An 11,822-nucleotide genomic window follows, 5' to 3' on the forward strand; every position below is an offset into this window, starting at 1 on the left:
GGATTGTGATCTCGCACCGCAGCGAGACTTTCGTGACAGACGGCCGTCGTGCGCGCGAAAAGGTTAACGCCGTAAGCTATTCCGCCTTGATGTCGGCGGCCTTCACGATTGGCCACCATTTCTCGGTCTCCGCCTTCTGGAAGGCTCCGAGCGCCGCGGGGGTTTGCTGATCGGGCGGAGGAATTTCCTGCCCCAATTCGCCAAAACGCTGCTTGACGGAAGCGTCGGCAAGCACGGTGACGATGGCCGCGTTGAGCTTCGTGACGATCTCCTTCGACGTGTTCTTCGGTGCCCAGAAGCCGTGCCAGTACGAGATGTAGAGACCGGGCAGCCCCGCCTCGTCGACCGTCGGGATATCGGGCGCGGACGCGAGCCGCGTCGGCGACGTCACTGCGAACGCCTTGATCGCACCGTTCTTGTAGTGCGGCAGCGAGTTCGAGGCCTGGTCGAACATGATGTCGATCTGCCCGGCCACGAGATCGATCATGGCGGGCCCCGCGCCGCGATACGGCACGAACTGGAAGTCGGTACCTGTCCTCTCCTTGAAGAAAACACCGGCAACGTGGGCACCCGTGCCGGCTCCGGCTGTGCCGGCAGTCGCCTTGCCGGGGTTGGCCTTCAGCCACGCGATCATCTCTTTCAGATTGTTGGCCTCGAGCGACTTCCGGCCGACGATGAGCTGCGTGCCCATTGCGATCGTCGCGACCGGTTCGAAATCGGCGATCACGTCATAGGGCAGCTTGAAGATCGCGCCGTTGAGCACATGCGTGCCCCAATGGCCGATCGTGATCGTGGTGCCATCAGGCGTTGCGCGTGCGACGCGGGCGCCGGCGATGCTGCCGGAGGCGCCGGCCACGTTCTCAACCACGATCGTCGTGCGTAGTTCGGCGGCGAAGCGTTCGGACAGGATGCGCGCCAGCGTGTCGGTCGGACCGCCCGCCGCGAACGGCACCACCAGGGTGATCGGGCGCGATGGCAACGGCTGGGCGCTCGCCGGAGCAGTCGACGCGGCACTTCCGATCAAGGCGCACATGATGACCATCACATGGCCGCGCAATCCGGCCCACAGCCCCCGCATCAGTCTCTCCCACCGTTTTTGCCGCCCGCATGTTGTCAGCGGGCTGGGGCCGAAGTGAACGCTGCCGGACGGGCAGAGGCAAGCCGGAAATTGGCGGAACGACTATCCTGCCGCTCGCCTTGGCGTCAAATGGGTGGCGCTATCAGCCGGCGGCGCGATGTGCATCAAGATGGTCTGGGTGGCGGATGCGACCTCGATGCCGTTCTGCTGGAAACGCTGCTTCATGCGGCGATTGAACTCGCGCTGCACCGGCCAGCGGCCGGCCTCGGTACAGCGGATCTGGCCGACGATCGACACCATCGCGCCGTCGACCTTGTCGATGCCCCATAGCTCGAGATCGCCGCGGATCAGGCTGCGGAATTCCACCTCGTGGCGCATCTCGTCGACGATATCCTTGAGGATCTGACCGGCGCGGTCAGTGTCTTCCTTGTAGGCGACGTTGACGCTGACGGACGCATTGCCGGCGCCGCGGCTGGCATTGGTGATGGTCGTGACCGCACTGAACGGCACGATGTGCACGGCACCATCGCCGGCGCGGAGCCTGATCGTGCGGATCGAGACGTTCTCGACCACGCCCGACAGCCCCGACACGCTGACGTTGTCGCCGACCTGGACGGTGTTCTCCAGCAGCAGGAACAGGCCGGTGATGAGGTCTTGCACCAGCTTTTGCGAACCGAAACCGATGGCGATGCCGACGATGCCGGCGCCCGCCAGCAGCGGCGCGACATTGACGCCGATCTCGCTGAGCGTCGTGAGGCCGACGACGGTGGCGATCACGCAAAGCAAGGCCGTCCGCAGCATCGGTTGAAAGGTCCGCAGCCGCGCGGCGCGGGCATAGTGCCCGTCGCGCGACAGCGAATTGATCTGGCGGTCCAGCAGCGCGTTGCTGGCTTCCCAGATCGCCGCGGCAATGAAAACGGCAAGGCCGATCGTCACCACCGCCGAGATCAGCCGGCTGCCGATCTGGCCGCCATAGAACCAGACGATGGCATCGACGCCCCAGACTTCGAGCACGGCCACCAGGCCGATGAAGGCGATCACGCCAGACACGATCTTGCGCAGCAGCGGCAGATAGCGGTTGGCGCGGATCTCGAGGCCCGGAAAGCGCTGGAGTATTTCCGGCTTGATGCGGAAGCCGCGGTCGATCAGGCCCAGGGTAAGCATGATGGCAACGCGCGTGATCAGCGCCACCAGGACGGTGCCGACGAAATATTGCAGCAGCAGCGAATAGCCATTGCGGATGTTCAGCGCCCACACCGCCCACAGCGCAAGGTCGAGCGCGATCGCAAGGTAGTGCCAGCCGCCCGCGACGCGGTTGCGCAGGCGCGCCGCGATCCCCTGCCGGTCGGCCGGCGCGCGGATGGCTTCGGCGACCTGGCGGCGGCATTGCAGGATGATGACGACGATGAAGAGATGCACGATCAGCATCACCATGCGCAAGAGCGCAGCATAGCCGGCGCGATGCAGGCCGAGCAGCAGCGCCACATTGGCAAAGGCGATGCCGGAGACGCCGACACCGACGATACGGCGCGCCCAGATCTCGACATAGGCAGCGGTTTCGGCCCTGGCCGGAAACAAGCCGAACGGTCCCGCCAGCGCGCGGACCACACAGATGAGCCCGCGCGAGAACGCATAGGCGTTGACGACGGCGAGGATCACGAGGCGGACGGTGGTGGGCTCGCCGATCTCGGTGCCGAGCAGCGCCGTGGCGACGCCGACAAAGACCAACACGGGTAGCAGTTCGAGCAGAAAGCGTCCGAGCACGAGGGGCAGCCGCAGCATGATTTGCCAGGCCCGCGCCAGGCTATGGCGGCGCCTGTACAATTCGGGCGCGGAGGTGACATCGGCGACCGATGACGGCGGATCGGCAATGGGCAACACCTGCACCGGCAGACGCACCGTCTGCGGCATGCGCCCTTCCAGGAACGCGACGGGGCGCCGGATCAGACGGAACATCACCCATTCGGCGCAGAAAGCGGAGCCGAAAACCAAGGCGAGCTTCCAGGCGATCTCGATCAGGAGGTTGTAGGCCGCCGGATCGTTCGCGGTCCGCACGATCCAGTAGTAGAACGCCGGGAAGTGCGTGAGCGTCCTGGCCATGTCGGCGACGTCTCGCGAAATTTCGCCGATCTCCTCAGACACGGTGAGCATGAGCTGCGCACCGAGGCCGTCGGCCGCGAGCGGGATCGGCGATTTTGGCTCGGGCGCGGGCTGCTGTGGACCAGACGCATTGGCGATCGCGCGCAGCGTGTCGATCATCTGCGCACGCTTCTTGTCGTCCTGGAGCGTCTCCAGCGCGCGCTTGGCCTCTTCGGGCGACAACGCGGCAGCGCCATGTGCCGCTGGCGCAGGCGGCTCGGCGCAGGCGCTGGAGAGAGATGAGATCGCGATGAAGAGCGCGGCGAGAAGCGCGGAGGCAAGCTTATGCGACACGAGGGATTCCCTGGGAAAAATGAATGCGACGGCGACGTCGGGACCGTCACCGCCGAAGCACATGCATCATGTCGGATCGACGCTATTCGCCCGGGCGCTGTGTCGGAAGTTGGCCAAGGAGGCGACATTCTCTTGGCATTTACCGCGGTGCAGGAAGCGGGAACCGCTGTCTCGAGACGTGACGTGCAGCGAATGGAATGCGCGCACGCGCAAAACCTCTCCCGTCATTCCGGGAGTCGGCCCGGAATGACGGCGATGAGGAGGAGAGAAGCAGGATGTCAAGAGCGCCTGTTGCGGCGGCCTCGTCACGGCCATCCGACATGATCGATGTGATGCAAAATACAGCGCCGGGCAGGTAGGGGCTTTGCCTTACTGATGCAGCCCACTAGACCTGGACCCGGCGTGCCGTTCGCGGTTTCTGCCGCTATGCGATAGTCCGAACGAGCTCCATCGCACTTAACGCGGCTGGATCTGCGGAGGTGGTGTCATAGACCTCCCCTTGCTCTTGATGTGGACGTTGCGCGTCGCGTATTCGCGACCGTTGGGATGGTCCTCCCGTGGTACAAAACTGTCAAGCGGGATCGACCGCCTGAGGTATCACATTTGAGGCCGCCGCCAATGTAGAGCCCTTCTGGTCCCTGATGGAACGCGGCTACTGAGAGTTTGGGATGACGACATCCTGCCCCTGTTTTGCCCGACGGGTCAAACGGTTTCGTTAAATCCGCAAGCGCCGGGGCCGTGCCGTCAAGTCATTGATTTCGCTATCCTCGGCTACTGTGCATGGGGTTGTTTTCGCGCTTTTTGTTTTCGTGCTCGCTTCTTGCCCGCCTTCTCCTCTTTCTCCAGCGCCTTGCGCACCTCGTCGAACTCGCCCTGCGAGGCCTTGTCCGCGTGAGGGAAGCGCAGATCGAGCTTTTCGAGCGCCGCGACGATGGCCGACCCGATCACGACGCGCGCGAACCATTTGTGGTCTGCCGGCACGACATACCACGGCGCATGAGACCCTGCCGTGTGCCGGACGATGTCCTGATAAACCGCCTGGTAGCGCGGCCACAGCGCGCGCTCCTTGATGTCCTCCATGGAGAACTTCCACTGCTTGGACGGATCCTCCAGCCGGTCCAGGAAGCGCTCGCGCTGCTCGTCCTTGGAGAGATTGAGGAAGAATTTCAGCACCACGGTGCCGTTGCGCGACAGATAGCGCTCGAAGGCGGAGATGTCCTCGAACCGCTCTTTCCAGATGTTCTTGGTGACGAGCTTTGCCGGCAGCTTCTCCTTGGCGAGGATCTCCGGATGCACGCGCGTCACCAGGCATTCCTCGTAATGGGAACGGTTGAAGATACCGATATGGCCGCGCTCGGGCAGCGCGACCGCATGGCGCCAGAGGAAATCGTGGTCGAGCTCCTTGCTGCTCGGCGCCTTGAAGGCACTGACCTGGCAGCCCTGCGGATTGATGCCCTCGAAGATCGCCTTGATGGCAGAATCCTTGCCGCCGGCGTCCATCGCCTGGAACACGATCAGCACCGACCAGCGATCCTGGGCGTAGAGCTTCTCCTGAAAATCGATCAGCCGCTTCTTGTTGGCGTCGAGAATGTCCTGCGCCTTCTCCTTGTCGAGGTCGCCCTTCTCGTTGGTCTTGTGGTCCTTGAGATGAAACTTGCCCGAACCGTCGTAGCGGAATGGCGTGATGTAGCGATCAAGCTCCTGGGCGAGCGATTTGGACGGCTTCTTGCTCATGAGCGCGGGGCACCTTGCGTTGCGGCTTCAATCGGTCGAGCAAGCTACCAAGGATCCCCTTGGGAAGGAATATGATGAAAAGCACGAGCAACACGCCATAGACGAGATTGTCCCAGCCGACCGCCTTGGTGCCAAATCCGATGCGCAAGGTCTCGGCCAGCAGAATCGTAATGACGGCGCCGAAGGTCGGGCCGAGCGAGACGAACAGGCCGCCGACGATGGCTGCGAACACCATCTGGAGCGACACCGCGATGCCGCTGACGGTGTCGGGCGTGATGAACATCTGGTACTGGCAGTAGATCGCGCCGGCCAGTGCCGTCATCAGCGCGCTGAGCAGCGTGATCTTCAGCTTCTCCGCGGTCACGTCGACGCCGGCTGCGGCCGCAGCGTCCTCGTCCTCCGAGATCGCCTCCAGCGCGTAGCGAGCCATGCTACGATCGACCCAGTGCCAGACCATGATGCCGAAAAGCCAGACCCCGAGCGCGATCAGATACCAGGTGATCTTGTCGTCGAATTGCAGCGCCCAGAGCTTGTCGCCCGGGGCCCGGTTCGGCGTATAGCCGAGCGAGCCGCCAGTGTAGTCGCGCGTCGCCGTGATGACCTGGAGCACGATGCCGGAGAGCGCGAGCGTCACCAGCACGAAATAGTGCCCGGTGATGCGGAAGCGGAAACAGGGATAGCCCACGATCAGCGCCAGCGCGCCGGCCGCGACCATGCCGATGGGGATGCCGATCCAGGGCGACCATCCCAGGTGATTCCAGAGCAGTGCGGTGACATAGGCGCCTATTCCCATGAAACCGCCATGGCCGAGCGAGACGAGGCCGAACCGCCCCATCATCGACCACGACGTATAGGCGAACGACCAGATCAGGATCAGCACCAGGATGTGCAGATGATAGGGATCGCGATAGACGAAGGGCAGCGCGACCAGCGCCGCCAGTCCGATCCCCCAAGCTGCAAGTCGCCCCTGCCCCATCATCGGCGCCTCGCAAGCAGGCCCGCGGGCCGGATGAACATCATGACGATGAAGAAGGCGAAGGCGAGCACGTAACCCCATTCGAGGTCTGAAAACAGCCCGCCGAGCGAAATGATCTCGGCGAAGACGAAGGCCGCGATGAAGCCGCCAATGAAATTGCCGAGGCCGCCGAGCACGCAGATCAGGAAGGTGATCGGCCCGAACGACAGGCCGACGAAGGGATGCACGTCATATTGCAGCACCAGCAGGCAGGCGGCGAGCCCGGCCAGTCCGCCGCCGATCGCGGATGTAATGAGATAGATCCGCTTGGTATCAACGCCCATCAGCGCCATGATCTGCCGGTCCTGCGAGATCGCCCGGATCGCGGTGCCGGTGAAGGTCCGCGTCATGAACAGATAGACCGCGACCATGCCGACCAGTGCGGCCAGGAAGGACAGAAGTCGCGCGTAGCTGAAATTCATGTCGCCGAAGGCGAGCACCGGCAAGCGGATGCCGAGATTGCGGAAGTCGATGCCGAAGGCGACGGTGGCAAAGCTCTGGAGCACGAACAGCACCCCGCCGGTCGCGAGCAACTGGTTGATCGGCGGCGCAGTGAGCAGCGGCGCGATCACGAGGTAATGCAGCGCCGCGCCGAGCAACGCGACCAGCAGGATGGTGAGCGGCGCGGCGACGAAATAGCTGAGGCCGTAAGACTGCACCAGGAAGTACATGGCGTACATGCCGATCATCACCAGCTCGGCATAGCAGATCCAGGTCACGTCGATGACGCCGAAGATCAAATTGAGCCCGAGCGCGAGCAGCGCCAGCACGCCGCCGAGCAGGATGCCGTTGATCACGGCCTCCATCAGGTAGATGTCGAAGATATCGAAAAATGCCTGCATGCCCGCCTGAACCTCACACCCCGAGATACGCTTCCTTGACCGTGTCGCTCGCCAGCATCTCGGCGGAGGTGCCTGAGGACCTGATCGAGCCCGCCTCAATCAGGTAGGCGCGATCAACCACTTTCAGCACCTGCTGCACATTCTGCTCGACGATCAGCACGGTCAGCCCGCTGGCACGGATCCGCTTCACCAGCTCGAACACCTGCTGCACCACCACCGGCGCCAGCCCCGCCGACGGCTCGTCGAGCAGCAGCAGCTTTGGATTCGACATCAGGGCGCGGCCGATCGCGCACATCTGCTGCTCGCCACCGGACATGGTGCCGGCCATCTGGTGACGGCGCTCCTTCAGGCGCGGAAACAGGTCGAACACGACGTCCAACCGCTCGGCATAGTGGTCGCGCGCCTCCTTCATGAAGGCACCCATCTTGAGATTGTCGTCGACCGAGAGCTGCGGAAACAGCCGCCGGTTCTCCGGGACATGCGCGATCCCGAGACTCACGATCTTGTGCGGCGGCGTGGCAACGACGTCGACGGCTTCCATTCTGATCGACCCGCGGGAGGGGCGGATCAGGCCGGAGATGACGCGCATCAAGGTGGTCTTGCCGGCGCCGTTGGGCCCGATGACGCCCACAGCCTCACCCGCCTTCACGTCGAGATTGACGTCGAACAGTGCCTGGAACGTGCCATAGCCGGCGTTGACGGCGCGAAGCTCCAGCATCATTGCACTCCCGCGCGGCGGCGCGCTGCAGCGGCCGCGGCCTGCGTGATCTCGGCATCGGTGCCGAGATAGACCTCGATGACGCGAGGATCGCCGGCAACGGCACTCGGCAAGCCTTCCGAGATCTTCTCGCCGTGATCGAGCACCATGACGCGATCGACGACGCGCATCAGCACGCCCATGATGTGCTCGACCCAGATGATGGTGATGCCGAGTTCGTCGCGGATGTTGCGCAGCATGTCGGCGGCCTGACCCATCTCGGCCTCGTCGAGACCGCCGAGGCTCTCGTCGGCCAGCAGAAGTTTTGGCGCGGTGGCGAGCGCTTTCGCCAGTTCGAGCTTTTTCAGGCCGGCGGCGCCGAGGCCATCGACGCTGGCATGGCGATCGGTCGGCAGGCCGACCATCGCCAGCGATCGCTCCGCCGCCTCCTCGGCTCTGGCACGGCTGTGGCGGCCCTGGCCGTAGAATCCGGCGAGCGCGACGTTCTCGAAGATCGTCAAGCGACGGAATGGCCGCGGGATCTGGAAGGTGCGACCGATGCCGCTGTTGATGATCCGGTGCGGCGGAAGGCCTGCGATCTCGGAGCCGCCGAACAGGATCGAACCGGACGTCGGCGCCAGCGTGCCCGAGAGCATATTGAAGATCGTACTCTTGCCCGAGCCGTTGGGACCGATCAGGCCGAGGATCTCGCCCTGATCGACTTTGAACGACACGTTGTTGACGGCAGTGAAGCCACCAAACCGCTTCAACAGCCCGCTGACTTCCAGCACCGTCCCGCTCTCCTTGCTTCGCGTATTTGCGCTACTGGTTGCTGTAGGTGGTGCCCTTCGGCAGCGGCAGCACGGCCTCGCGCTGCGCCTGGCTCTTGGGCCACACCACGGAGGACTTGTCGTCGATGTACTGGATCACGACCGGGAACGAGCGCTCGTTCTGGCCCGCCATCGGCGTGCCCTCGCCGTAAAACTTGACGCCGAAGCCCAGCATGGTGCCGCCCTCGGGGATGTCGGTGTCCAGCGCGGCCTTGCGCAGCGCATCCGGATCGACCCCGCCATACTTCTTGATCGCGCGCGGCAGTACGTCGCTCATGAACACGTAAGTGTTGGACGCACCGATGCCGACATGCGCCGAGCGGATGGCGACGCCGGGCCGGATCTTGTCGAACTCCTCGCCGACCATCTTGATCACGGGCGGGAGCTTGGGATCCATGGTCTTCTGGTTGGCAAGCCAGATCGAGATCGGGTCGGTGTTGAAGATGTAGGTGGCATCCGCCCCCATGCCCTCCTTCAGCTTCTCATAGACGCCGTAACCCGCGCCGTGCCCCATCAACGCGCCGAACTTCAGTCCTTGCTCGCGCGCCTGACGCAGCAACAGCGTGATGTCAGGATTGTAGCCGGTGTGGAAGATGACGTCGGGCTTGGCGCGCTTCAGCTTGGTCACCAGCGCCGACAGATCAGGCGCGGTGGCCGAATAGCCCTCCTTCATCACGACGTTGAAGCCCGCCTTCTTCGCGCCGGCCTCGTTGCCCCTGGACACGTCGACGCCGTAGGCGCCGTCTTCGTGAATGATGGCGACGCGAACGTCCTTCGGCTCCTTGTCGAACTTCGCCTTGGCGTTCTGGGCGATGAAATCCATCGTCATCATGCCAAACTGGTCGCCGCTCGCCTGCGGGCGGAAGACGTATTTGTAGCCCTTCTCGTTGAAGACGGCCGACGAGATACACGTCGTCATCCACATGAACTTCTTGATTTGCTCGACGCGGGCCGCAACCGGCACGCATTGCGCCGAGGAGAAGAAGCCGAGCACCATATCCACCTTCTCCTGCTCGAGCAGGCGGACGGATTCGTTGATCGCGATGTCGGGCTTGCTCTGCGCATCGGCGTAGACCGCCTCGATCTTGTAACCCTCGACGCCGGTCTTGGCGAAATGGTCGAGGACGATTTTTGCGCCGATATAGCCGAGCTCAGAGCCGCCGCCGGCGAGAGGCCCGGTCAAATCGAAAACCACGCCGATCTTGATCTTCTTTTCCTGGGCGTGGGCGGACACCGCCAAGCCCGTCGCTGACATCGCGACCAACAGCCCAGATACCAAACGGGCAGCCATGCGCACGCGCATCAAAACCTCCCTGGACGATTGTGCATTGCATTCTTGTTGCTTTGCATTTTCGCCCATCACATGGGCTGAGCGCAGCGATGTCAAGCCTCGCGCATCAGCGCGAGGCGAACTGCTGCTCGACGAAGGCCGTGACAAATCGCGGCATGGACGGCGTGAAATCGCTCATCCCGCGCACGAGATGGATAGCCGACAGTTCAGGCTCGGCCTCGCGCGCCAGATTGGCTTCGATCTGCGCACGAGCCACGTGACCGGGCATGTCCAGGTTGATAATTTGCAGCATTGCAATCGTGGGGCCGGCGACGACGCAGTGCCAGTCCGGCTCGGCTCGATAGTCGGCCGCGGTCAAGCCGGTCTCTTCCTCGAGTTCGCGGATAACGCTGCCGGAAATGTCGAGCGTGTCGCCCCTGACGTCGCCGAGGTCGGGCGTACCCGACGGGAAATAGATCCGGCCCGAATTGGCAGTGTGCTCCGCCATCTCGCCCATCACGAATGCGCCGTCGGAGGTGCGCAGCGCGCCCATGCCAAAACCGTTGAACACCGCCTTGTCAGGAAAGCCCCAGTCGCGCCAGGCGAGGAAGCTCGCGAAATCGGTCTCGAAATAGGTTGCAGTGAGATGGCCGTCGGTAAACACGGCGTCCCGCCCGAGCAGGACGCGGCCGTTCCAGAGTTTTGGCCGCTCACGCTGCTTCTCGGCGAAATGCACCGCGATCTCGGCGCGCCGCTCCTCGGCGAACGGCCAGACGATCGGCCGCACCGCGAGATCAAGCGTCGTGACGCGATGAATGATTGGTGACGTCATGACGCTTGATGACCACGCCTTCGCGTCAGCTATTTGGCGCTCCCCGTGGTCTTCTTGGCCTGCTCGACATATTTGTTGGTGAAGGTCTTGCTGACGTCGATCTTGGCATTGGCCACCTCCGGCGAGCCGACGCTGAACACCGCCAGCACGGCGTCAGCGCCCTTCGGGTCCATCTTGCCGGTCTCGGAGAACATCGGGATCGTGTTCTTTAGCGCAGCGAGATAGAGCTCCTTGTTCTTGCCGACCGTCTCCTCCGGCATCTTCGCCATGATCTCCTCGGGCGAGTGCGAGTGGATCCAGGCGAGCGTGCCCATGATCGCGTTGGTCAGCGCCTGCGTCTCCTTCTCGTGGCCGGCAACCCAGGCCGCGGTCGAGTACAGCGCGCCGCCCGGATATTCGCCTCCGAACGTCTCGAGCGTATCCTTCTGCGTACGGGTGTCCGAGAGGATGCGCAGATCCTTGTGACTGCCCTGGAGCACGGTGACGGAGGGATCGAGCATCACGGCCGCGTCGATCTGGCCCTGCTCCATTGCTGCGACGGCAGTGGCTCCGAGGCCAACGCCGATCACGGCGGTGCTGGCGGGATCGACGCCATTCTTCTTCAGCATGTATTTGAGGAAGAAGTCCGTGGAGGAGCCGGGCGCGCTGACGCCGACCTTCTTGCCGGCGAGGTCCTTGATCGACTTGATCTCGTTCGTGTGCGAGGGCGAAACCACCAGTACCAGACCGGGATAGCGGTCATAGACCACGAAGGCCTGAAGCTCCTGCTTCTTGGCGGCGAGGTTGACGCAATGGTCGAAATAGCCGGAGACCACGTCGGCGCTGCCGCCGAGCACGGCCTTGAGCGCGTCCGAGCCGCCCTTGAGGTCCACCAGCTCGACATTGAGGCCGGCCTTGTCGTATTCGCCGAGCTGTTTTGCCAGCACCGTCGGCAGGTAGCACAGGCAGGAGCCGCCGCCGATCGCGATCGTGACTTTGCTTTGCGCCGCGGCAAGACCGGTGGTGAGCGTCAGCGCGAGCAACGCGCCGGCGAGCCTGGCTATCGTATTCTTCATTGGTTTCCTCCGTTCGGCTGGCCGCACCATAGAGCA

The 11,822-nt window shown here is 63.7% G+C and carries 10 protein-coding genes; all 10 read right to left on the reverse strand.

Features of this window, described 5'->3' with window-relative positions; translation table 11 throughout:
• Window positions 1-76 precede the first annotated feature (76 nt).
• Complete coding sequence (locus IVA88_RS30365) at window positions 77-1,078, reverse strand: tripartite tricarboxylate transporter substrate-binding protein (protein WP_247500865.1); 1,002 nt, start codon at window positions 1,076-1,078, stop codon at window positions 77-79.
• A 102-nt stretch (window positions 1,079-1,180) separates the two neighbouring features.
• A complete protein-coding gene (locus IVA88_RS30370; protein ID WP_247500866.1) occupies window positions 1,181-3,511 on the reverse strand; it encodes a mechanosensitive ion channel domain-containing protein in 2,331 nt (776 codons plus the stop codon).
• A 771-nt stretch (window positions 3,512-4,282) separates the two neighbouring features.
• Complete coding sequence (locus tag IVA88_RS30375; protein ID WP_247500867.1) at window positions 4,283-5,245, reverse strand: polyphosphate kinase 2 family protein; 963 nt, start codon at window positions 5,243-5,245, stop codon at window positions 4,283-4,285.
• Window positions 5,205-6,224: a branched-chain amino acid ABC transporter permease gene (locus IVA88_RS30380; RefSeq protein ID WP_247500868.1), complete on the reverse strand. Its 1,020-nt coding sequence runs from the start codon at window positions 6,222-6,224 to the stop codon at window positions 5,205-5,207. The genes IVA88_RS30375 and IVA88_RS30380 overlap by 41 nt, the downstream gene beginning before the upstream one ends.
• Window positions 6,221-7,102 (reverse strand): branched-chain amino acid ABC transporter permease, encoded by an 882-nt coding sequence (locus IVA88_RS30385; protein WP_247500869.1) that lies wholly within the window; start codon window positions 7,100-7,102, stop codon window positions 6,221-6,223. The genes IVA88_RS30380 and IVA88_RS30385 overlap by 4 nt, the downstream gene beginning before the upstream one ends.
• A gap of 13 nt (window positions 7,103-7,115) precedes the next feature.
• Window positions 7,116-7,820, reverse strand: coding sequence for an ABC transporter ATP-binding protein (locus tag IVA88_RS30390; RefSeq protein ID WP_247501229.1), 705 nt, complete (start codon window positions 7,818-7,820; stop codon window positions 7,116-7,118).
• On the reverse strand, window positions 7,820-8,590 hold the full coding sequence (locus tag IVA88_RS30395; protein ID WP_247500870.1) for an ABC transporter ATP-binding protein: 771 nt from the start codon (window positions 8,588-8,590) through the stop codon (window positions 7,820-7,822). Before IVA88_RS30395 ends, IVA88_RS30390 begins: the two co-directional genes overlap by 1 nt.
• A gap of 31 nt (window positions 8,591-8,621) precedes the next feature.
• Complete coding sequence (locus IVA88_RS30400; RefSeq protein ID WP_247500871.1) at window positions 8,622-9,932, reverse strand: ABC transporter substrate-binding protein; 1,311 nt, start codon at window positions 9,930-9,932, stop codon at window positions 8,622-8,624.
• A 94-nt stretch (window positions 9,933-10,026) separates the two neighbouring features.
• Window positions 10,027-10,731: an NUDIX hydrolase gene (locus IVA88_RS30405; RefSeq protein ID WP_247500872.1), complete on the reverse strand. Its 705-nt coding sequence runs from the start codon at window positions 10,729-10,731 to the stop codon at window positions 10,027-10,029.
• A 29-nt stretch (window positions 10,732-10,760) separates the two neighbouring features.
• On the reverse strand, window positions 10,761-11,786 hold the full coding sequence (locus IVA88_RS30410) for an ABC transporter substrate-binding protein (RefSeq protein WP_247500873.1): 1,026 nt from the start codon (window positions 11,784-11,786) through the stop codon (window positions 10,761-10,763).
• Window positions 11,787-11,822 lie beyond the last annotated feature (36 nt).

The sequence above is a fragment of the Bradyrhizobium sp. 149 genome (genome assembly GCF_023073915.1).
Lineage (GTDB): Bacteria > Pseudomonadota > Alphaproteobacteria > Rhizobiales > Xanthobacteraceae > Bradyrhizobium.